Origin of the sequence: Brevundimonas nasdae (assembly GCF_016654005.1) — a bacterium.
GTDB classification, from domain to species: Bacteria; Pseudomonadota; Alphaproteobacteria; order Caulobacterales; family Caulobacteraceae; genus Brevundimonas; species Brevundimonas nasdae.
On record NZ_JAEPWN010000002.1, the window covers coordinates 293,948 to 315,466 of the forward strand.

Genomic DNA, 21,519 nt, shown 5'->3' on the forward strand with positions numbered 1-21,519 from the left:
GCGCAGCCGAACGGCCGCGCCCCCATTCATCACCACTTGTAGGCGACGCGGACAAACCATGATCCGCCGGTGAAGCCGAACGGCGCAAGGCCGCTGTACTGGTTGGTGCCCAACGCCGCAGACGGCGCATCCACCTGGGTCGGATATTTGTTGAACAGGTTGTTCACCCCCGTGCTCAACCGCACCTGCTCGTTCAGGTCATAGTTGACCTGCGCATCCACGATCCACTCCGCATCAATGTTGCGGTCCTGGGCCGGGTTGGTGGCGTTGCGCGTGACGAAGCTGTCAAAACGCGTGGCCCGCAGGTTGGCGCTGACACGGCCCAGCGACCAGTTGGCGTTGGCCGAGACCTTGGACTTGGGCAGGGATTCCGTCAGGGCGGCGCGCTTGCTGCGGTCGAACAGTTCAATATTGCCCAAGGCCGCCAGTTGGGGCGGGTTGGCGACAATGCCGGTGATCTCTGTCTTGTTGTGATTATAGCCTAGGCTGAAATCGAACAGGCCATAGCTGTCGGTCGGCAGCTTGTAGGTGACGACCAGATCCACGCCGCGGGTGCGGGTGTCGATGGCGTTGGTGTAATACTGGCCGCTGATTTCCGGCGACAGACCGTTGGCGACTAGGATGTTCTGGATCTGCTTGCCGATGGTGGTCACGCCGTCCGCCGACAGACGGGTGTCCAGCGGGGAGAAGGTCGAGGTCACCGCGATCCGGTCATCAACATCGATCTGATAGGCGTCCAGGGTCAGGGCGAAGTTGCGCCACGGCGTCAGGGTGAAGCCTGCGCTGAGGTTCTTCGACAGCTCCGGCGTCAGCGGCTTGGCGCCCAGCGCAATGGCCTCGGGCGAGTTGACCTGCAGGTTCTTCAGCAACAGCGGCACCAGGATCCCGTTGCCGACCACGTCACGCAGTTGGCTGGTCGTCGCCGAATAGGCTTGTTGAGCCAGGCTCGGCGCGCGGAAGCCGGTGTTGTACGAGGCGCGAACGGCGAACCAGTCGTTGAACTCGTAACGGCCGCTCAGCTTGTAGATGGTCGTGTCGCCCGCCGAGTCGTCGAAGTTCTCGTAGCGGACAGCGGCGCCCAGATAGAGCCGCTCATTCGGGTTCCAGCCCAGTTCGCCATAGACGCTGTAGTTGTTGCGGCTGACGTCGGCCTCGTCTTCGGGACGGAAGCCCGGCGTGGATTGGCTGCCGGGGGCCAGGATCTGACCTGCGCCGGGCTGACCGACCGGACGGACATATGTTCCCTGGATCCAGCTGGCCTCGTCACCCTGCTTGATCTGGTAGTTTTCACGGCGATGCTGAAGGCCGAACGAGACCTGCAGATCGCCTGCATTGTCCAGTTCGAACCCGCGCGTCACGTCCAGGGCGTTGACCCATTCCGCCGAACGAAGCTGGCCGATGTAGAAGTGGCGCGGGCTGCTCGGACCAAGGCTGGCGTTGAAGCTGTTGTTCTCCCAGTCGGAGATGTTCGTGCCGTAGCTGGTGGACAGATCCCAGTCCCAGCCTCGCAGCGTGCCGCGCGCGCCGCCGACCAGTTCATAATCCTCGTCCTTGATGACGGTCTGGGCGCGGAAACCGTCAGGCGCGATTTCCGGCAGGGCCAGAACATCCGTCGCCGGACGGAAGGTCCAGTTCAGATCCGACACCCGCTTGCCATAGGTTCCGAAGCCGTAAAGCTCGACATCCGGGTTCAGACGGTATTCGGCGTTGATGCCAAAGACGTTCGATTCCTGCGGCATCTGGCCGTAGTTCGTCGTGACCAGACGGTCGATGGTCTTTTCGCGCGGGTCAGGCTGACCGTTGACCAGCGGGTACAGGCGCACCGAATCCGCAATCGGCACGGCGCGGTTGGACGCGCCGCGGTCCATGTAGCTGTAGGACAGGTTGGCGAAGCCGTTCTCACCCAGCGCAAAGCCGATGTCGGCGTCGACGTTGACGAACTTGCCGTCCTGACGATCAAAGTTCTGGCCATGGCTGACCGAGATCTGGCCGCCCTCTGCGCTCTTGTTCAGGATGACGTTGATCACGCCTGCGACGGCGTCCGAGCCGTACTGGGCCGCGGCTCCGTCACGCAGAACTTCGACCCGCGAAATGGCCGACGACGGCAGCATGTTCAGGTCGACGCCGACCGAACCATTGTATAGGGTCGAGACCGAGTTGATCAGGGCGGTGCGGTGGCGGCGCTTGCCGTTCACCAGAACCAGCGTCTGATCCGGGTTCAGACCCCGCAGCGAGCCGGTGGCGATGACGGTGGCGCTGCCGCCCCCTGCCCGCGTCGGCAGGTTGAACGAGGGCACCAGGTAACGGATCGACTCGAACACGCCGGTCTGGGCGCCCTGGCTCAGTTGTTCGGCGTTGAACACGTCGATGGGGGTGGGGCTTTCGATCGCGGTGCGCGGCGCGCCGCCCCGGATGCCGGTGACGACCACATCGCCCACTTCCGCAGCCGACTGGTCCTGCGCCATGGCGGCGCCCGCCATCAGGGTCAGGCTGCTGACCGACCCCAATGCAAACAACTTCAGATACGCGTTACTGCACCGACTCGACATAGTTCTTTCCCCCAGGAATGCTCAGGCCAAATACTGATTGGCGGGAGCGTCAAATCCACACTCAAGACGAAACTTGCAACTCAGATATAACTATAAGCGCCTATAGAATTTCTACTCATGCGTAATCTTGCTGTTATGCTTGGTGTCACGCATGCAAACGAAGATAATTAAAGAAAGACCGATCATTCCAGTCACGTACCAGAAATAAATACTTTCATTCCCGATCGACTTGAACCACAGGGCCGCATACTCAGCGGTCCCGCCGAAGATGGCGTTGGCCAGGGCGTACGGCAGGGCGACGCCCAGGGCCCGGATGTGCGCAGGGAACAGCTCGGCCTTCACCACGGCATTGATGGCGGTGTAGCCGGACACGATGACCAGGGCGGCCAGGGCCAGGCCGAACGCCGCCCACGCGTTATCGACCGTCGCCAGTGCGGACATGATCGGCACGGTGAACAGCAGACCCGTCACCCCAAAGGCGATCATCACCGGCCGTCGCCCGATCTTGTCCGACAGCGCCCCCACAGCGGGCTGCAGCAGCATGAAGATGAACAGGGCCGCCGCGCTGATCTGGGTCGCGGACTCCTTCGAGAAGCCCGAAGTATTGACCAGGAATTTCTGCAGATAGGTCGTGTAGGTATAAAAGGCCAAGGTGCCGCCGGCGGTCAGGCCGAACACCAGCAACGCTTCCTTCGGATGCTTGCGGATCAACAGGGTCGCGCTGGAGCGCGGGGCGGCCTGGGTGTCCTCGGCCTTGAAGGCGTTGGTCTCGTCCAGACGGCGACGAAGCCAGAAGACCACCACGGCCAGAGCGGCGCCGACGAAGAAGGGTATGCGCCAGCCCCAGCTGGCCAGGGCCTCCTTATCCATCACCTGCTGCAGCACGATCAGCAGGATCAGCGCCAGAAGCTGGCCGGAAATCAGGGTCACATACTGGAAACTGGACCAGAAACCGCGGTTCCTGGCCGTGGCCATCTCCGACAGATAGGTGGCGGACGACCCATATTCGCCGCCGACGCTGATGCCCTGAAGCAGGCGCGCGAACAGCAGCAGCGCAGGCGCGGCCAGTCCGATGTCCGCATAGCCCGGCGTGCAGCCGATGATCAGAGATCCGGCGCACATCAGGCTGACCGACAGGGTCAGGCCCGCCTTGCGGCCCTTGCGATCGGCATAGACGCCCATGATCCACGCCCCGACGGGACGCATCAGGAAGCCCACGGCGAAAACGCCCGCCGCGCTCAGCAACTGGGCGGTCGGGTCTTCGCTCGGGAAAAAGATCGGTGCGAAATACAGGGCGAAGGCCGCATAGGCGTACCAGTCGAACCACTCGACCAGATTGCCCGCCGAACCGCCGACGATGTTGCGCAGCCGCCGCGCCGGGGTCATGGCGACAATCGATGACGCGCCGCTCATGCGGGCGATCCGGACTGAACGACGGCGGACTGAGGAACAATGGTCATGCGAAGCTTCGGCGCCTTTGCGGATGGCGCGGCACGTTCGGGCCGCTGATCGACCATCACTGTGCGCGGAAACGCCTACGCCTCGAAATAAAACTCTGCATGCCGCCGATTTAGGCGCGATCTCTTTGTTTTAGCTCAGCTTTTCCCCCATAGACCCGCCACATTACGGTCATAGACTGTGTGGAACGACACGCATATGCTCCCGCACACTGTGCGTATTCCCATACACATCCTGCGGCGCGCCCTGGCTGCCCGCTATCGCCTCCTGACGCTGACCGGTCTCGGGCTGGCGGCGGCCGCAGCCCTGGCGATCTGGATGTCGGCGCAATGGGTTCACACCGCCGCACAGCAGCAGACCGACGCCGCCGCGCGGGACCAGGCGGAAAAACACGCCCAGATGCTGGCCAGCGAACTGCAGAAGTTCAGGCTGCTGCCGTTGGTGCTCAGCGAATACCCCGATGTTCACGCCGCCCTGTCCGGCGGATCACCCAGGGCCGTGCAAAGCCTGAACACCAAGCTGGAGCTTCTGGCCCAGCGCACGGACGCCGCCGCCATCTATGTCACCAACAGCCACGGCGACACCCTGGCGGCCAGCAACTGGAACGAGCCAGGCAGTTTCGTCGGCGAGAACTTCAGCTTCCGCCCATATATCCAGGGCGCGATGGCGCATGGCGAGGCGGAACTGTTCGCCGTCGGCGCCGTGACCGGACGTCCCGGCCTGTTCATCGCCCGCCGTATCGACGAGGACGGTCGGGCGTTGGGCGTTATCGTGGTCAAGATCGACTTCGCCAAGCTGGAGACCCTATGGGACAGAGAAAGCGGCCGCACCGCCATCATCGAATCCCACGGGGTCGTCATCATCACCGGTCATGACCCGTGGCGGTTCCGCGCCACCCGTCCGACCACGCCCGCCGAACAGGCCGAAATCCACCGCACCATGCAATTCGGCAGCCTGTCGCTGGATCAGGTGGACCTGGACCCGAATGCCGAGGGCTATCTGACCCTGCCGGACCATGACGGCCCCTATCGGATTGCAGAGACGCCTGCCGCCCTGCACGGCGCGCGTCTGATGCATTTCGAACCGCTGGAGCCCGCTCGCGCCCGCGCGGCCAGCAATGCGCGACTGACGCTGTTCAGCCTGATCGGCGCAGGCGCTCTTGCCTTCGCGGTCTTCTGGCGCATCCATATGCGCCGTCTGGCCCAGACCGACATGCGGCAGATGCTGGAGGATCAGGTGTCGGCCCGCACCGCCGAACTGCGCCAGGCCAACGATCGGCTGAAGTCGGAATCCCAGCGCCGCATGGCCGCCGACAGCCGCTGGCGCGCGGCGCGCGAGGAACTGGCCCAGGCCAACCGCCTCAGCACCATCGGCCAGGTCACCACCGGCGTCGCGCATGAGATCAACCAGCCCATCGCCGCCATCCGCGCCTTCGCCGAAAACACCGGCCGCTTCATCGACCGCAAGGACGTTGACCGGGCCAAAAGCAATCTGACCAGCATCGTCGAACTGGTGGACCGTGTGGGCAAGATCACCACCGAACTGCGCCGCTTCGCCCGACGCGGCACCCCCGCCATACAGGCGGTCAGCCTGACCGAGGCCGTGGACGGCGCCCTGCTGCTGATCGCCGACAGTCTGCGGGCCAATGGCGTGACGCTGGAATGGGCGGGTCTGGCCCAGGATGTTCAGGTGACCGCCGACCGCATCCGGCTGGAGCAGATTCTGATCAACCTGATCCAGAACGCCCGCGACGCCTTGACCGACACGACTGAAGCGCGGGTTGCCATTGATGTCCGCACAGATGATCCAGAGCGGATCTACGTCACCGTCCATGACAATGGCTCCGGCCTGGGGCCGGACATCGCCCGCACCATCTTCACCCCCTTCGTCACCACCAAGCCGGACGGTCTGGGACTGGGCCTTGGCATCGCGCGGGACATCGCCCGCGAGTTCGGCGGCGCCCTGAACATCGCTCCCTCGCGGCTGGGCGGCGCCGCCTTCTGCATCACCCTGAGACGCGCATGACCGATACCCTGCCCTCGCCTGTTGCGCCCGTCCTGTTTGTCGAGGACGACGCCGAACTGCGCCGCGCCATCACCGAGGCGCTGGAGCTTGCAGACCTTGCCGTCCTGCCCTGCCCTGACGCCGAACGCGGTCTGGCGTCGCTGACGCCCGACTTCCCCGGCGTGGTGGCGTCCGACATCCGCATGGAAGGCATGGACGGGCTGGAGCTGTTCGCCCGCATCCGCGCCATCGACCCCGAGATCCCCGTCATCCTGATCAGCGGCCATGCCGATATCCCGATGGCTGTGCAGGCGTTACAGGACGGTGCGTTCGACTTCCTGACCAAGCCCTTCCCGCTGGAACGGCTGGTCGGCGCCGTAGGACAGGCGCTGGAGACGCGGCGCAGCGTCATGGAGAACCGCGCGCTTCGCGCCGCAACCGCCACCCTGATCAACACCGACAGCCCCCTGATCGGCGACAGCCCCGTCATGGTGCGGCTGCGCGAAACCATCTCCCACGTCGCCAAGGCCGACCTGGACGTGCTGATCGAGGGTGAGACAGGCACCGGCAAGGAACTGGTCGCGTTGTTGCTGCATCGGCTGGGACGGCGGCGCGGACGGCCCTTCGTGGCGGTCAACTGCGGCGCGGTGCCGGACGCCTTCGCCGAGGCTGAGTTGTTCGGCCATGCGCCCGACCGCTCCGGCTATCGCCAGCCCCAGCACACTGGCCGCATCGAAGCCTCGGACAAGGGCACCCTGTTCCTGGACGAGGTGGACAGCATGAGCCCCAATCTGCAGGTCAAACTGCTGCGGGTGCTGGAGGAACGCGAGGTCACCTCGCTGGGCGGCGGCGAACCGCGCCCGGTGGACCTGCGCGTCGTCGCAGCGGCCAAGCGCGACCTGCATGAGGCGGTCAAGGAAGGCAGCTTCCGCGAGGACCTGTTCTATCGGCTGGACGTGGTGCGGCTGCGGGTGCCGGCGTTGCGAGAGCGACGCTCCGACGTCCTGCTCCTGTTCGCTTATTTCGCGGAACAGGCGGCCAGGCGGATCGGCGTCAAGGACTACGCCATGTCCGACAGCGTGCGGCGGCGGCTGGTCGAGCACGACTGGCCGGGCAATGTGCGCGAACTGAGAAACTTCGCCGTCAGCGCCGTGCTGGACCTGCCCTCGGCAGGCGGCGTCCAGCCGACCCAGCCCCAGGCGCCGTTGATGGAGCGGGTCGACGCCTTCGAGGCCATGGTGATCCGCGAGGCGCTGCAGTCGACGCTAGGCAATATGACTGAGGCCATGGCCCTGCTGGGGGTGGCGCGCAAGACGCTGTACGACAAGCTGAAGCGCCACGACATCGACCCGAACGACTATCGCCGCCCGACCAGGAGCAGCTAACGCGCCGTTGCGTGCCTGAGCGCGTCAGGCAACAGGGCCAGAGGCGCCGAACCATGATCGGCGTTAGGCGCAATCAGCAGTCGGGCCGACGACCTCTGGGCGAAGGCCTGAGTCCGGCCGACCATGTCGCGGCGCTGCTCCCGTTCGCCGATGCCCAGCAGCAGGGCGTCGCCGCCCTCAAGCCGCAGGTCGTCGCGCCACCACAACGACGGGCTGATGCTGACCCAGCGGGTGAACAGGTCAGGCTGTTGCGCCAGCGCCTCCAGCACGAATAGCCCGCCCAGCGAATGACCGAACAGGGCCCGGCGGCTGGGATCAAGCGGCAGGTAGTTGCTGACCAGCGGCAGCACCACGTCGCTCAGCGTCCGTCGAAACGCGTCCGCCCCGCCAAACGCCTTGCCGACCAGTTCCCCCTGCGGCGGCGCGACCGAGGTGTAGTCGCGCGACCGGGCGTCGGCGTCCAACGCCTGACCATCACCATGAAAGACGCCGATGACGACCATCGGCTCGACCCCGGTCTTCTGCGGACGACGGCTCAGGGCCGATGCGCCGTCGCTCATGGCTGCGAAATGCTGCACCCCGTCCAGCACGAGGATCGACGGATAACCCTGTGCGGGCGCAGGCGCCTCGGGCGTCGAGACGACAATCCGATAGCGGCGCCCATCGGCGGTCACGATGTCCCGCGCCTGCTGGCGGGCGGGTTGATGGGGTGTCCATTCGCGATCGGCGGTCTGTGTCATGAGGTCGTTCTAGCCCAAGACGGCCCACTGCTGTAATGCGACGCACTATTAATCTCGTGCAGGACGGCGTCGCAGTCGATTGACCCCCATCACCGCTCATCTGACAACGCCCGTCGAAGCCGTCGCCCATCATGGCCGATTGCAGGCCAAACGCCGTATGGTACTGCTGGCGCTGGCGGTCGGCTGCGTCGCTGCGCTTGCGCTGGATGTGATGGTTGGGCCGTCGTCGATGTCGCCCTGGCGCATTCTTGAGGGCCTGGTGCGGCCCTCGGTCCTGTCGCCGTCAGAGACGGCGATCATCTGGCAGATCCGCCTGCCCTACGCCCTGATGGCCATCATGGTCGGCGCCGCCCTGTCGCTGGCTGGGGCGGAAATGCAGACGGTGCTGAACAATCCGCTGGCCAGCCCCTTCACCCTGGGCGTTTCGGCGGCGGCGGCGTTCGGCGCATCCCTGTCCATCGTGCTGGGCCTGGGCCTGCCCTTCGTCTCGAACGACACCCTGACGACCATCAACGCCTTCGTCTTCGCCTTCGGATCGGTGCTGGCCCTGCAGGCCCTGGCCAGGGCGCAGCGCGGCGGGGTGCAGAGCATTGTCCTGTTCGGCATCGCCCTGGTCTTCGCCTTCAACGCCCTGACGGCGCTGGTCCAATATGTGTCGTCGCAGGAGGCGCTGCAGCAGTTGGTGTTCTGGACCATGGGGTCGCTGTCGCGCTCCACCTGGCGGTCCGTGGCCTTCATGGCGGTTGTGATCATCCTGACAACGCCGTTTTCGGTGCTGGCGGCGCGGGCGCTGACGGCCCTGCGGCTGGGCGAGGATCGCGCCATGAGCTTCGGCGTCAATGTCGGGCGGTTGCGGTTCCTGTCGCTGCTTCGCGTCAGCCTGCTGTCGGCGACGGCGGTGGCCTTCGTCGGCGTGGTCGGTTTCGTCGGTCTGGTGGCGCCGCACATCGCGCGCCTGCTGGTCGGCGAGGATCACCGCGTCTTCCTGCCCGCCAGCATCCTGAGCGGGGCGCTGTTGATGTCGTTGGCGTCGGCGGCGTCCAAGACGCTTGTGCCCGGCGCCCTGCTGCCGGTCGGCATCGTGACGGCGGTGATCGGGGTGCCGGTCTTTCTGCTGCTGATCTTCCGCAATGGAGCCAAGGGGTGAGCCTTTCGGTGCAGAACCTGACGGTCGGCTATCGCGACCGCACGGTGATCAACGGCCTGTCGCTGGCGCCCATAGCCGCCGGACAGGTGGTCTCGTTGGTCGGCCCGAACGGCGCGGGCAAGAGCACCCTGCTGCGCGCCATCGCTGGCCTGACGCCCGCCCGGGGCGATGTGCGGTTGGGCGACCTGAACCTTGGCGCCATGTCGATCAGCGAACGGGCGCGCCACGTCGCCTATATGCCCCAGACCCTGCCGCAGGATGTCGCCCTGACGGTGCTGGAGACGGTGATCGCGGCGCTGGAGGCGTCACCCGTCGCCGGATCGCACGCCCATTCGGCGGACCAGGCCATGCAGGCCCTGGTCAAGGTCGGCGCTGCGGAGCTGGCGTCGCGGCGGCTGGATCGCCTGTCGGGCGGCCAGCGTCAGATCGCCGGCCTGGCCCAGGCCATGGTGCGGCGGCCCAAGGTATTGCTGCTGGATGAGCCGACCAGCGCCCTGGACCTGCGCCACCAACTGGATGTGCTGACCCTGGCGCGGACCTATGCGCGCGAGAACGACGCCGTGGTCATCATGGTGCTGCACGACCTGCAATCCGCCGCCCGCGCCTCAGACCACATCGTCGTCCTGTCGGATGGCGCCGTGAAGATCGAGGGCGCCCCTCAGCAGGCGATCACGCCAGAAGTCCTGGCTGACGTGTGGCAGGTTCAGGCCCGCGTCGAGAACTGCGGACGCGGCCTGATCCAGGTCATGGTCGACGCGGTCCTCTGAAACGCAAAAGAGGCCGGGTCTCCCCGGCCTCCTGAACCCCTCTTACGGGCGGATGATCGTCACCGTGTCGCCGTTCGGATCGACCGGCACAGGCGTGCCTTCCGGTGCGTTGCGGGGCAGACCGCGCGCCTTGTTCGTCACATAGACGGCGTTGGTGGCGCGATCGATGGCGATGGTCTGGGGGAAGGTGCCCGTCGCCAGGTTGGCCAGCACAGAATAGTCGGCGCCGTTCACCACGGTGACCGTGCCCGCCTGACGGTTGGACACATAGATCTGGCCGTTGCCGGGGTTGTAGGCGACGCTGAGCGCGCCCTCGCCTGTCGGCACCTTGCGGATGATCTCGCCGGTATTGGCGTTCATCACCGTCAGGTCGCCGCTGCCCTGGCTGGCGATGAACAGGCGGCTGCCCGCCTCGTCCACAGCGACGTTGGTCGCGCGGTCGCTGCCGGTCGGATAGGTGGCGGTGGTCGCGCCGGTGGCAAGATCGATGACGCCGACCGTGTTGGAGCCCATGCCCACGACATAGAGGCGGTTGTGGGTGTTATCGATGGCCGCGCCGGTCAGGCTGCCGACGGTGACGTCCAGCTTGCGTTCCAGCTTGTTGGTCGCGCCGTCGATGACCCAGACCTGGTTCGGGCGGCTGGCGTCGCCCGCGTCGCCGCCGACGATGGTGACATAGACCTTGTTGTTGACCTCATCGACGATGGCCTCGCGCACGTGGGCGGAGTCTTCGTCGCCATCCTTGATCGTGGCGATCACGCGGTTGGCGCGCACGTCGATGGCGGCCACCGTGCCGGTGCGGGTCGCGGTGCCGTACAGGGTCTGGGTGCGACTGTTGAAGCCCAGGCCGTACAGGGCGTCCGACGACACGTCGATGGAGGCGCCGGGCGCCAGGGTCGTGGCGTCCAGGCGCGCGATGGCGGCGCGGTTCTCGCCGCGCGGGCCGACGGCGGCGACCAGAACCGTCTTGTCGGCGGGGTTGAAGACGATCTCATAGACGCCGCCCGGCGCGACCTTGACCGAGCGGTCAATGGTCGGGGCCGAGGTCGCGGTTGCAGCCGGCGCGCCCTGGACGGTGTAGGCGACGGCAGGCGCCGCTGCGGCCATCAGCACGACGGCGGCAGCCGCCGTCAGCAGGCTTCTGTGGAAGGTCATAGTCGATCTCCTTGGGAAAATAGCGGTCATGCGGGCTTCAGATCGGCCCAGTAGTCGCCGCGATAGGGAACGGCGAGGAAGCGGCTGTTGATCTCGTTCAGCGTCGCACGCGGATCCAGATCGCCGAACAGTTCGGGGTGGATCCACTTGGCCAGCGCCTGAACGGCGACCACGTCGATGGGCGAGTTGATCAGTTGGTGCGACAGGCCGTGGACCCTGCCCTCGCGCACCGCCTTCAGGGTCGAGATGCCGGGGCGCGACACAACCCGGCGCAGACCCGCCTGCGACTGCTCAGGCGTGAAACCGGGTCCGACGACAAAGCCGCCCGCCTTGGCCAGGTGTGGGCCGCCGGTCGGGATATAGACGTCGGGGTCGCGCTGGATGACATATTCCAGGTTCAGCTTGCCGAACGGCTGGTTCAGCACGTCCGCGCCGATGTTCCGCCCGCCGACGAAGGCGATGTAGTCGCCGACATTGCCCTTGCCCGGCGAACTGCAGCAGTCCGGCGTGATCATGGCGTGGGCTTCCAGGAAGACGGTCGGGCGCTTGTCTTCGGGGATGGTCGCGACCTTGGCGGCGATGGCGTCCAGACGCGTCTGGCGGAAGGCGTTGAAGGCCTCGGCTTCCGCCGTGCGGCCAATGATCCCGCCCAGCAGCTTCAGGCTGCGCGCCTGGTTCTCGAAGGGGTGGGAGAAGAAGTCGATGAATGCGACCGAGACGCCTGCGGCCTCCAGCTGCGCGGCCTGGGCGTCGGTGGGGCCCGAATCCTGCGACACCACCGACACGGCGGGCGAGGCCGCCAGGATGGCCTCCAGATTGAACTCGCCGCCCGATTGCGCGGTCTTGGGCAGAGTGGCCAGTTGCGGCGACTTGGCCAGGAAGGCCTCGTACATGTCCGGGCTGATGCGGTTGATGTCGCCCGACCACGCCGCCAGCAGCGACACCGGGTCCGGGTGGATCAGCGACAGGGCGATCAGATAGCGGCCATCATCGATGGTCAGCTTGCCTCCCGGCGGAAGCGGCCGCACCGGACGATCCCGCAGATCCTTGAGCGCCGTCGCGCCCTGCCCCGCCTGCTCACGACCGCAGGCGGCCAGAAAGGCCAGACCGCCGAATGCGGCCAGCGTCGAACGTCGCGACAGGTTCATGAAAGCACATCTCCGGGTGCAGGCGCGACGCCTGCGAAGGACAGAAGGGTTGGGATCAGCGAGGCGGACAGCATTCCGCCGTGCCCCTGACCGGGAATCTCAGCGAAGCGCACATCGACACCCGCGACATGCAGTCGTTGCGCCAGATCGCGCGTCGCGCCCGAGGGGACAGAGGACCACATGGGATTGGTGCGCGTGCGGCCGCCCCGGCCTGCGACCTCCTCTTCGCCGACCAGCAAGGTCAGGAATAGGGCGGTGGGATGCGGGCGGCTCAGGAACGGATCGACCTCGGCCAGAACCGACCCGTAGTTCCACCACAGAGACGGGCTGACGGAGACGAAACGACCATAGGCGTCCGGCCGGGTCAGGGCTGCATGCAGCACGCACAGCCCGCCATACGAGTGTCCCCACAACAGGCTGCGCGCCGGGTCGGTCCTGACGCGCGCCGTCACCTCTGGCGCGATCTGGTCGTGCAACAGCGTCAGAAAGGCGTCCGCCCCGCCGCCGGGCCGCCCCGCGGCATCGACCACATAGGCGCCGTCCTGCGCAGGCGGCGTATAGTCATAGGCGCGGGCAAGAACATCGAACTGGCGATCCCCCTGATAGCCGACGGCGACGATCACCGGCGGATCGCCCGCATTCAGCTGCCCCAGCAGCGTCTCGTCGAGCCGCGCCATCGCCGCATCGCCATCCAGCAGATAGGCGACCGGATACCCCCCCTGCCCCGGCGCCTTGCGCGGCACGCCGATCTGCACGCGATAGACGCGGGCGCCGTCGCTGGATGTCACCGACACCTGCTCGAACCGATAATAGGCGGAACCTACATCGGCGATGGTCGGTCCCACCGCGCGCGGCGCAGGCTGCGCCAGCGCCGCCCCCGCCATCAAGGCGAACAGGGCCGACGCAAGAATAAGACGGGCGCTTCGCATCAGAAGTTGTAGTTCACGCCGAACCAGTAGCGACGACCATCGCCCTGATAGTCATAGTCCCGGACCTCCAGCACCTTGTCGCCGACGTTGTAGACGCCGAACTTCAGGGTCACGTCCTTACGCACAGCCCACGACGCCCCAATGTCGATCAGGGTGTAGTCGGGATAGCGCCGCCCCACCTGACGCGCGCCTTCCAGCACCGGCTGGCCATTCGTGCCGACACGCAGGCCCGCGTTGATCTCCTCGCCACGATAGGTGACCGTGCCCCACAGATTGAGGCGGTCCGTCGCCTTATAGTCCAGGCGGGCGTTGGCCATGTGCTTTGGCGTCCGACCCAGGGGCTGGCCTGCATACAACCCACCCTTCTGCTCGGAATCGGTGAAGGTGTAGTTGGTCTTCACGGTCAGGGCGTCTGTCGCCTTCCAAACGCCGCCGAATTCGACACCCTGAATCCGCGCGTCGCTGACATTGTACCAGTAATAGAGCTGATACAGCGGGTCCTGGTCCCAGCGCGCGACCTCGCTGGGGACGTCGCATATGCCGTTGTTGTTCAGGTCCGGCCCGCAAACCCGGTCGTCGGCGATCTTGTCCTTGAAGTCGGTCAGGAACAGCGTGGCGTTCAGCGACAGGTTCGCGCTTGGCCGCCACAGAGCGTTCACCTCATAGCTGGTGCTGGTCTCTGGCTTCAGGTTGGGATCACCGATGATCACCCCGCACAGGCCCGCGCCATAGTTGCAGTTGGCGCCGCCGGTCTCATAGGCATAGCCGTCGGCTACGGCCCGTACTTCCGGCGCGCGGAAGCCGGTGGAGACGCCGCCCTTCAGCGTCAGGGTCTCGCTGGGCGTCCAGACCAGATAGGCGCGCGGGCTCCAGTGATCGCCGTAACGTTTATGATCATCCCAACGCAGACCCAGGGTCAGGGCCAGATCGTCCGTCAGACCGATTTCGTCTTCGACAAACAGCGCCCGTTGCCAGACCTCGAATGTGGCCGCGACATTGTTTCGGGCGCCGGGGTTCACATCGACCAGCTTGTTCTGATTGACCTGACCACCGAAGACCAGATTGTGATCGCCCAACGGCGTACCGTTCAGCGGCACGTTGAACAGGACGTCCCAGACCGTGTTGGTGATCTCGGGCGCACGCCCGCCTCGGATCAGACTGCCCGTGGCATCCGCCGTGTAGGTCACACGCTGGGCCTCTTCACGCATGACGGAAACCGCACTGGTTCCCCAGCTCCAGTCGCCGTTCCAGCTCAGTGAGGCGCTGTCGCGGTTGTGGTTGTTGCGGACGCTGCGCCCTGTCGGAGCCACCGTCAGACCCGCCGTGCTGGTGCGCTCGATCTTGGCTGTATCCAGTTGCAGCAGGATTTCCTGGCTGGTCGTCGGCGTCCAGGCGATGCGGCCTGCCAGATTATATTCATCCGACCCCATCGAACCCGTGCTGCTGGGCGCATTATAGATGTGGTCTTCGTCCCGGTTCAGCGACCGCCCCCAGAACTGTAGGCCCAGTTTCTCGGACACGACGGGTCCTGCCAGATAGAACTGTCCTTGATGCCAGTCGCCGCTCCGGCCGCTTTCCTGCGACACATAGTCGGCGCCGACAGAGCCCCCCCAGCGGGCAGGCACCTTCTTGGTGATGATGTTGACCACGCCGCCCAAGGCGTCCGATCCGTAGAGCGACGACATCGGACCTCGCACGACTTCGATCCGTTCGATCGCACCGACAGGGGGCGTGAAGCTCTGCTCCAGCCCCCCATTGCCGTTGACCCGCGCCTCACGCGTCGACTGGCGTCGTCCATCCACCAGCGTCAGGGTGTAGGCCCCCGGCAAGCCCCGGATCAGGATGTCCTGAAAGTTGGATCCGCCGCTGACGGAAACCCCCTCAACGTCGCGCACTGCGTCGAACAGATCGACATAGGCCTTGTTCTCCAGCTGTTCGCTGGTCACGACCGAGATGGAGGCTGGCGCCCTGGCCACGGATTGCGCTCGGGTAGAGGCGGTCACGACCACATCATCCACCTGTGACGCCTGCTGGCTCTGCGCAAAAGCCAAGGTCGGTGCGGCGGCGCAGGCGCTGGCGAGAAGCAGGGTGCGGAAGGCGGAGATCATGGCGTGTTCCCAACAGAGGCGCTTGCGGTACTGCAAATGGTTCGCATCTGCAACCTGGCAGATCGTCTCAGCCTCCTCATGCCCGCGACAGCCATCAGTAAGACGAGAAGAGTTGCGCTGGGATTCAGCACAGCCTATCTGCTTTTGATTATTACTCGCATTAGAAGTTGCGTATCCAGAGGCCCGCCATGTCCGCCTATGCCCTGTTTGACATCACGCTGAAGTCCCGGCGGGATGTCAGCCCTTCCCTCGCCTGCTTCACATTCGGCGGCGATATCGAGCCGTTGACCACCTTCGCGCCGGATCAGCGCGTCAAACTGTTCTTCGCCGCAGATCGCGCGGCGCCCCGTCTGGCCCAGCGTCTGGCCGGCCAGGACGACTGGTACCCCGCCTATCGCGCACTGTCGGACGATGAACGCCCTGCGATGCGGACCTATACGATCCGGGCCGTGCGCCGCGATCCGGTCGAGGTGGACATCGAGTTTGTCCTGCATGGCGACAGCGGGCCTGCGACACGCTGGGCCACCACTGCTCAAGCGGGCGACAGCCTGTCGATCAGCGCCCCGGTCCTGGGCGGGGATCTGGTCGGATTCGAGTGGAAGCCGTCGCCCCACATCGACGATGTCGTCCTGGTGGCCGACGAAACCGGCCTGCCCGCCGCTATCGGCATCATCGAGAAACTGGACGCCCGCCCGGTCAAACCCCGCGTCCGCGCCGTTTTCGAAACGCCTCTCGCCGCCGACCGCCAGACTTTGCCGGACTGGGTCGAGGCCCTTTGGACCTCACGCGAAAACGGCCACGTCGCGCGTGTCGGCCAGACCCTGATCGACGGCGTCGAAGCCCTGAACCTGCAGACCGCCGCCCAGCCCGACGCCGCGCCCGCCGAAACCGATCCAGACGTGGACACGGAAATCTACTGGTTGCCTGCAACCCTGGCGGCTGAAGACCGTCTCTATGTCTGGATCGCCGCCGAGTCCGCCGTCGTGCGTGACATCCGGCGCCGTCTGGTCAACGAGCGCGGCCTGTCAAAGCGCAGCGTCGCGGCCATGGGCTACTGGCGCGAAGGCCGCGTGCTGGAGTGAGGCCCTAATAGACGCCTTGCCGCCGGATCACCGCCGGAATGGTCAGCAACAGAATGACGCAATAGGTGCGGACCGAGCGCCTCCGCACCAGGGTGACGTCCATCGCCACCCGCCGTCTGTACGGCACGTCATTGCGCCCCTTCACCTGCCACAGGCCGGTCAAACCGGGGCGAACGGCGGCGTAATGACGGATGCGTTTGCCGTAACGCCATATCTCGTCGGCTACGATCGGACGCGGCCCGACCAGTGACATGTCCCCGCGCAGCACGTTCAGAAGCTGGGGCAGTTCGTCCAGGCTGGACACCCGCAACAGCCGCCCCAGCGGCGTCACACGCGGGTCGTCCCGCAATTTGTGCGTCAACGACCATTCCAGTTGCTGAAGGCCGGTGCGGGTGATCAGCTGATCCAGCTTCCGCTCGGCCCCCACGCTCATGCTGCGGAACTTCAGACACTCGAACACCACTCCGCCGCGCCCAATCCGCGGCTGATGATACAGGGCCGGACCGCCATCCTGCAGACGGACCAGAATGGCGATCAACACCATCGTCGGGGCCACAAGCACCAGCGCCAGCGTCGCAATGGCGATATCGAGCGCCCGCATCAGCACATCGGACCACACGATCCGGCGCGGCGACGCACCTGCAGGCGCACAGATCCCCGTGCGTATCGCCCCCACCGATGGCATGTCACACTCCCGACCTACCCCACGTCAGGCCACTATCTCATTAAGGTTGACAGATTTGCAACTGTGGCGATGCGATTCGCCAAGACCCTTTGTAGTCCTGCCTGGAGGTGCTAAACAGCATCACACTCCAGGTTGCATTTTGAAATCAGGTCGTGTCCCACGCCAGCGCGACCCGCGCCGGACCGCTCAATCACAACCACCTCGGGGCAACCCCGCAGGCGGCGCCAAATGGTCTGCGCGAACCACCCTTGCCGTCCTGATCGTCATCAGCCTGCTGCTATGGGGCCTTGTCGCAGGTGCGGCCTATCTGACCGCCCGCCTCGTCGCCTGACTTCAGTCGCCGCCCCACAGGCCCAGCCGCACCGGAATACCGGTTTTTCCGACGGTCAGCGTGCCCGTCAGCACTGCGGTCTGGTCACCCAGGTTGCGCCGTGCCGTGGCCAGGTCGCCCTGATCCAGCTTGCCGACAAAGGCGACAGTCTGCCCGCCTGCTGAGACGCCGCTGAACCGGAAGACGTCATCCGTGATCTGATAGGATTCCGGCCCGACGCGGACCGCGCCCTGAGCCGTCTTGAAGGTGACCGTAACCGGCGATGCGCCGCCCTTGCCCTCTTCCCACGCCTTCAGCGCCGACACCTGGCCGACGAAGATGGATTCCAACTCCGCATCACCCAGTTGAATCGGCTGGAGAGGTCGGTACTCGCCTGACACATCGCCCGACAGCGCATGGCGATAGGCCTGCTGGGCCGCGGGCGCCGCTGCCTTATCCGGCTTAGGCCCGCCAAACCGGTCGCAAGAGGCCGCCAGCAACGCCAGGGCCAGTACGGGTAGAAGTCGACGCTTCATCGGTCCAGAGCCTTGTCGAGTGCGTGGAAGGCGGCGATGGCCAGTTCGCTGGCGCTGATGAAGACAGAGGGCGTGATCCGCTCGAAATCATCAGACGGGCGGTGATAATCGGGGTGATAGTCGACGCCCAGATACAGGAACGGCACCCCCTTCTCGTGGAAGGCGGCATGGTCGGAGGCGTCAACCCAGTTGTCCTCTTCCTTGTCCTGGGGCGTATCCTTGCCAAAGGCCAGCGACACCGCGCCATTGGCGGGCAAGGCCTCTAGTATCGGGCGCAGGTTCGGGTTCTGATACGTCCCCGTCACCCACAGATGCCCGTCCGTCTCAGCGCGTGAGATCATGTCGAAGTTCAGGTTCAGGCTCATGGCCGCCAGCGGCACGGGCGGCGAGGCCACGAACTCACGCGCGCCCAGAAGGCCCCGCTCCTCTCCGTCCAGAGCGACGATCAGAACGCTGTGCTCCGGCGGGTTCGCCTTCAGCCGCGCGGCCAGCTCCAGCATGGTCGCCACGCCCGAGGCGTTGTCGTCTGCGCCGTTGAAGATCTGACCGCCGTTGATCCCGACATGGTCATAATGGGCCGTGATGACGATGTAGCGATCCGCCACCCGCGTGCCGGGAATAAAGCCGATGATGTTGACGCCATTGAAGGTCTTCACGCCTTCGCGCGTGCGTCCCGGCGCCTCGAAGCGCTGCAAGCGGCCGAAGGGCGCGGGCTGCACGCCCATCGCGTCCAGACGGCTGACGATATAGTTGCGCGCCTTCTCGCCCCCCGCCGACCCGGTGTCGCGCCCCTCCATGTCGTCGGCCGACAGGATGCGGACATCGGCCAGCAACTGCTCATGCGACGCCTCGGCGATCACTGCGGGCTGTTCAACCACGGCCACCTTCGGCGATTCGGTGACACAGGCCGACAGCGCAAGAACAGCACAGCCCGTCAGGGCCAGTCGCAGGGCGGAATGTCTCATGCAGCCTCCAGAACCAGTTCCGCGAACCTAGCCGCCCGACACGGCGGCGTCAGCATACGGATCGGTCATGAAACGCAGAAATCGCGCTGGCGGATCGCCGAGCCTGCGCGTGCGTTCGTGCTGGTGTTAGACAGGGGAAATCATGGCCCGCGCGATTCCCGACATCATTCCCCTCGATGACCTGACGCCTCAGACGGCGGCGGACGAACTGGCCTGGCTGGCTTCAGAGATGGCCCGGCACGACGGCCTGTACGCCGAGGCGGCGCCCGAGATCTCCGACGCAGACTATGACGCCCTGCGCGCCCGAAATCTGGAGATCGAGGCGCGGTTCCCCGATCTGGTGCGCCCGGACTCGCCGTCGAACAAGGTCGGCGCCGTCGCCTCCAGCCAGTTCACCGAGGTCCGCCACGGCGTGCCGATGCTGTCGCTGGACAACGCCTTCGACGAGGGCGAGGTGCGCGATTTCGTGGCCCGGATCGCGCGTTTCCTGAAACTGCCCGCCGACGAGCCCATCGCCTTCGTCGCCGAACCCAAGATCGACGGTCTGTCCGCCAACCTTCTGTATGAAAAGGGCAAGCTGACCATTGGCGCCACGCGCGGAGACGGTCGCACGGGAGAGGACGTCACCGCCAATCTGAAGACCATCGCCGACGTCAAACAGACGCTGGCGGGCGACGACTGGCCTGACAGAATCGAGGTGCGGGGCGAGGTCTATGCCCCCAACGACGCCTTTGCGGCCTTCAACGCCGACGCCGAGGCCGAGGGCCGTCGCACCTACGCCAACCCGCGCAATTTCGCCGCCGGCTCGCTGCGTCAGAAGAATGCGAAGATCACGGCGGGCCGCCCGCTGAACTTCTTCGCCTATGCCTGGGGCGAGCATTCCAGCGACTTCGCCGAAACCCAGTGGGAGGCGTTGCAGAAGCTGAAAGCCTGGGGCTTCCCCGTCAACGCCCGTTCGAAACGGGTCGAGGGCGCTGAGGGGCTGATCGCCGTCTATCGCGAACTGGAGCGCGACCGCGCCGCATTGGGCTATGACATCGACGGCGTCGTGTACAAGGTCGACCGCATCGACTGGCAGCGCCGCCTGGGCTTCGTCGCCCGCAGCCCTCGCTGGGCCATCGCCCACAAATTCCCGGCCCAGCAGGCCACGACCGTGCTGGAAGGCATCGACATCCAGGTCGGACGCACCGGCTCCCTGACCCCGGTCGCGCGCCTGCACCCGGTGACGGTCGGCGGCGTGGTCGTGCGCAACGCCACCCTGCACAATGAGGACGAGATCGAACGTCTGGACGTGCGGATCGGCGACACCGTGCGCCTGCAACGCGCCGGCGATGTCATCCCGCAGATTCTGGGCGTCGTGCTGGACCAGCGCCCCGCAGACGCGGTTCCCTATGTCTTCCCAGACAAATGCCCGGTCTGCGGATCAGAGGCCGTGCGCGAAGGTGACGAGGTCAAGCGCCGCTGCACAGGCGGTCTGATCTGTGACGCCCAGATCGTTGAGCGCCTGAAGCATTTCGTCGGCCGCCGCGCCTTCGACATCGAGGGACTGGGCGAGAAGCAGTTGATCGCCTTCCATGCCCGCGGCTGGATCAAGGAGCCCGCCGACATCTTCCGTCTGGCTCGCGACCCTGAGCGCCTGAAGCAGTTGGAGAAGGACGACGGCTATGGCGAGACCAGCATCCGCAACCTGATCGCGGGCATCGACGCGCGCCGCACCATTTCACTGGACCGGTTCCTGTTCGGGCTGGGCGTGCGCGATATCGGCGAACAGACCTCCATCGTCCTGGCCCGCGCCTTCGAAAGCTGGGCTGCGCTGAAGGCCGCCTGTCTGCAGGCCGCCAACGGCATACAGACCGATGCCTGGACCGAGCTTGCGGGCGCGCACGCCATATCGCCCCGTGTCCTGACCCTGATGGCCGAGGCGACGCCGCCCGCCGATGATCCGTGGCCGGATGCCCCGATGGACCAGAAGATCGCCCTCGCCTTCCCCGGCATGGCCGCCCCCGCCCGCCGCTCTCTGGCGACCATGACGAACGACTGGGCCGGTCTGGTGCGGTTGGCCGGGATCGCGCGCAACGAAGGCCCGTCGGAGATGCTGAACCAGATCAGCGCCGTCACCGGCGTCGGGCCTGTGGCGGCCCTGGCGCTGGCCCACTTCTTCCATGAGCCACACAATCTGGAAGTCGTCGCCGCGCTGGAAGCCGAGATGACCGAAATCGTCGACGCGGAACGCCCCAAGGCGGACACCCCGGTCGCGGGAAAGACCGTGGTCTTCACCGGCTCGCTGGAACGCTTCACCCGCGACGAAGCCAAGGCTCGGGCCGAAAGCCTGGGCGCCAAGGTGTCGGGCTCAGTGTCGAAAAAGACCGACTATGTCGTCGCCGGCCCCGGCGCAGGGTCAAAGCTGAAGGACGCTGAAAAACACGGCGTCCAGGTGCTGACCGAAGACGAGTGGCTGGCCCTGATCGCTTAGATTAAATCGACAGTCAGCTCTGAGCCGTCATTCCGGGGCGTCCGAAGGACGAACCCGGAACCCAGGAGGCTCGCATCC

General features: G+C 65.8%; 16 protein-coding genes. 6 read left to right on the forward strand and 10 right to left on the reverse strand.

Features of this window, described 5'->3' with window-relative positions:
- Positions 1 to 29: 29 nt before the first annotated feature.
- Both JKF87_RS04645 and JKF87_RS04650 read right to left on the reverse strand, forming a co-directional pair.
- Positions 30 to 2,507, reverse strand: a complete 2,478-nt coding sequence (locus JKF87_RS04645; protein WP_201097760.1) for a TonB-dependent receptor plug domain-containing protein — start codon at positions 2,505 to 2,507, stop codon at positions 30 to 32.
- Positions 2,508 to 2,660: 153 nt separating this feature from the next.
- Positions 2,661 to 3,962 carry an MFS transporter gene (locus JKF87_RS04650; protein ID WP_201097762.1) on the reverse strand — a complete coding sequence of 434 codons (1,302 nt, stop codon included), beginning with the start codon at positions 3,960 to 3,962 and terminating at the stop codon, positions 2,661 to 2,663.
- Positions 3,963 to 4,205: 243 nt separating this feature from the next.
- Between JKF87_RS04650 and JKF87_RS04655 the strand changes: the two genes are divergently transcribed.
- Complete coding sequence (locus JKF87_RS04655; protein WP_201097765.1) at positions 4,206 to 6,032, forward strand: sensor histidine kinase; 1,827 nt, start codon at positions 4,206 to 4,208, stop codon at positions 6,030 to 6,032.
- Positions 6,029 to 7,396 (forward strand): sigma-54-dependent transcriptional regulator, encoded by a 1,368-nt coding sequence (locus JKF87_RS04660; protein ID WP_201097767.1) that lies wholly within the window; start codon positions 6,029 to 6,031, stop codon positions 7,394 to 7,396. Before JKF87_RS04655 ends, JKF87_RS04660 begins: the two co-directional genes overlap by 4 nt.
- Here the strand turns inward: JKF87_RS04660 and JKF87_RS04665 are convergent.
- Positions 7,393 to 8,136, reverse strand: a complete 744-nt coding sequence (locus tag JKF87_RS04665) for an alpha/beta hydrolase (RefSeq protein ID WP_201097769.1) — start codon at positions 8,134 to 8,136, stop codon at positions 7,393 to 7,395. The two genes, JKF87_RS04660 and JKF87_RS04665, sit on opposite strands and share 4 nt — an antisense overlap.
- A 79-nt stretch (positions 8,137 to 8,215) precedes the next feature.
- Between JKF87_RS04665 and JKF87_RS04670 the strand changes: the two genes are divergently transcribed.
- Together JKF87_RS04670 and JKF87_RS04675 are read left to right on the forward strand one after the other, a co-directional pair.
- Entirely contained in the window at positions 8,216 to 9,283 is a 1,068-nt protein-coding gene (locus JKF87_RS04670; protein WP_236261112.1) for a FecCD family ABC transporter permease, read from the forward strand.
- Positions 9,280 to 10,050, forward strand: coding sequence for an ABC transporter ATP-binding protein (locus JKF87_RS04675; protein ID WP_201097771.1), 771 nt, complete (start codon positions 9,280 to 9,282; stop codon positions 10,048 to 10,050). The genes JKF87_RS04670 and JKF87_RS04675 overlap by 4 nt, the downstream gene beginning before the upstream one ends.
- Positions 10,051 to 10,092: 42 nt before the next feature.
- On the opposite strand, the gene JKF87_RS04680 is transcribed toward JKF87_RS04675, so the two are convergent.
- Genes JKF87_RS04680 through JKF87_RS04695 form a run of 4 tightly spaced genes read right to left on the reverse strand, consistent with a single transcriptional unit; the run spans position 10,093 to position 15,390 of the window.
- Complete coding sequence (locus JKF87_RS04680; RefSeq protein WP_201097773.1) at positions 10,093 to 11,205, reverse strand: YncE family protein; 1,113 nt, start codon at positions 11,203 to 11,205, stop codon at positions 10,093 to 10,095.
- 26 nt (positions 11,206 to 11,231) lie between these two features.
- Complete coding sequence (locus JKF87_RS04685) at positions 11,232 to 12,353, reverse strand: ABC transporter substrate-binding protein (RefSeq protein ID WP_201097775.1); 1,122 nt, start codon at positions 12,351 to 12,353, stop codon at positions 11,232 to 11,234.
- Positions 12,350 to 13,282 carry an alpha/beta hydrolase gene (locus JKF87_RS04690; protein WP_201097778.1) on the reverse strand — a complete coding sequence of 311 codons (933 nt, stop codon included), beginning with the start codon at positions 13,280 to 13,282 and terminating at the stop codon, positions 12,350 to 12,352. The genes JKF87_RS04685 and JKF87_RS04690 overlap by 4 nt, the downstream gene beginning before the upstream one ends.
- Complete coding sequence (locus JKF87_RS04695) at positions 13,282 to 15,390, reverse strand: TonB-dependent receptor domain-containing protein (protein ID WP_201097780.1); 2,109 nt, start codon at positions 15,388 to 15,390, stop codon at positions 13,282 to 13,284. Before JKF87_RS04695 ends, JKF87_RS04690 begins: the two co-directional genes overlap by 1 nt.
- Positions 15,391 to 15,578: 188 nt before the next feature.
- On the opposite strand from JKF87_RS04695, the gene JKF87_RS04700 reads away from it, so the two are divergent.
- Positions 15,579 to 16,472, forward strand: a complete 894-nt coding sequence (locus JKF87_RS04700; protein ID WP_201097782.1) for a siderophore-interacting protein — start codon at positions 15,579 to 15,581, stop codon at positions 16,470 to 16,472.
- A gap of 4 nt (positions 16,473 to 16,476) precedes the next feature.
- Here the strand turns inward: JKF87_RS04700 and JKF87_RS04705 are convergent, their stop codons facing one another.
- From JKF87_RS04705 to JKF87_RS04715, 3 genes are all read right to left on the reverse strand, one after another.
- Positions 16,477 to 17,157: a sugar transferase gene (locus tag JKF87_RS04705; protein WP_201097784.1), complete on the reverse strand. Its 681-nt coding sequence runs from the start codon at positions 17,155 to 17,157 to the stop codon at positions 16,477 to 16,479.
- 333 nt (positions 17,158 to 17,490) lie between these two features.
- Positions 17,491 to 18,003, reverse strand: a complete 513-nt coding sequence (locus JKF87_RS04710) for a hypothetical protein (RefSeq protein WP_201097786.1) — start codon at positions 18,001 to 18,003, stop codon at positions 17,491 to 17,493.
- Positions 18,000 to 18,968 carry a M28 family peptidase gene (locus tag JKF87_RS04715; protein WP_201097788.1) on the reverse strand — a complete coding sequence of 323 codons (969 nt, stop codon included), beginning with the start codon at positions 18,966 to 18,968 and terminating at the stop codon, positions 18,000 to 18,002. Before JKF87_RS04715 ends, JKF87_RS04710 begins: the two co-directional genes overlap by 4 nt.
- A 142-nt stretch (positions 18,969 to 19,110) precedes the next feature.
- On the opposite strand from JKF87_RS04715, the gene ligA reads away from it, so the two are divergent.
- The gene (gene ligA, locus JKF87_RS04720; protein ID WP_201097790.1) at positions 19,111 to 21,441 is read left to right on the forward strand and encodes an NAD-dependent DNA ligase LigA; all 2,331 of its coding nucleotides are present in this window, start codon (positions 19,111 to 19,113) and stop codon (positions 21,439 to 21,441) included.
- Positions 21,442 to 21,519: the final 78 nt, after the last annotated feature.

Bases quoted from the DNA above. Each gene is read 5' to 3' on its own strand.
- JKF87_RS04650 (WP_201097762.1), bottom strand. From the start codon at position 3,962: ATGAGCGGCGCGTCATCGATTGTCGCCATGACCCCGGCGCGGCGGCTG.
- JKF87_RS04655 (WP_201097765.1), top strand. From the start codon at position 4,206: ATGCTCCCGCACACTGTGCGTATTCCCATACACATCCTGCGGCGCGCC.
- JKF87_RS04660 (WP_201097767.1), top strand. From the start codon at position 6,029: ATGACCGATACCCTGCCCTCGCCTGTTGCGCCCGTCCTGTTTGTCGAG.
- JKF87_RS04665 (WP_201097769.1), bottom strand. From the start codon at position 8,136: ATGACACAGACCGCCGATCGCGAATGGACACCCCATCAACCCGCCCGC.
- JKF87_RS04680 (WP_201097773.1), bottom strand. From the start codon at position 11,205: ATGACCTTCCACAGAAGCCTGCTGACGGCGGCTGCCGCCGTCGTGCTG.
- JKF87_RS04685 (WP_201097775.1), bottom strand. From the start codon at position 12,353: ATGAACCTGTCGCGACGTTCGACGCTGGCCGCATTCGGCGGTCTGGCC.
- JKF87_RS04690 (WP_201097778.1), bottom strand. From the start codon at position 13,282: ATGCGAAGCGCCCGTCTTATTCTTGCGTCGGCCCTGTTCGCCTTGATG.
- JKF87_RS04695 (WP_201097780.1), bottom strand. From the start codon at position 15,390: ATGATCTCCGCCTTCCGCACCCTGCTTCTCGCCAGCGCCTGCGCCGCC.
- JKF87_RS04700 (WP_201097782.1), top strand. From the start codon at position 15,579: ATGTCCGCCTATGCCCTGTTTGACATCACGCTGAAGTCCCGGCGGGAT.
- JKF87_RS04705 (WP_201097784.1), bottom strand. From the start codon at position 17,157: ATGCCATCGGTGGGGGCGATACGCACGGGGATCTGTGCGCCTGCAGGT.
- JKF87_RS04710 (WP_201097786.1), bottom strand. From the start codon at position 18,003: ATGAAGCGTCGACTTCTACCCGTACTGGCCCTGGCGTTGCTGGCGGCC.
- JKF87_RS04715 (WP_201097788.1), bottom strand. From the start codon at position 18,968: ATGAGACATTCCGCCCTGCGACTGGCCCTGACGGGCTGTGCTGTTCTT.
- ligA (WP_201097790.1), top strand. From the start codon at position 19,111: ATGGCCCGCGCGATTCCCGACATCATTCCCCTCGATGACCTGACGCCT.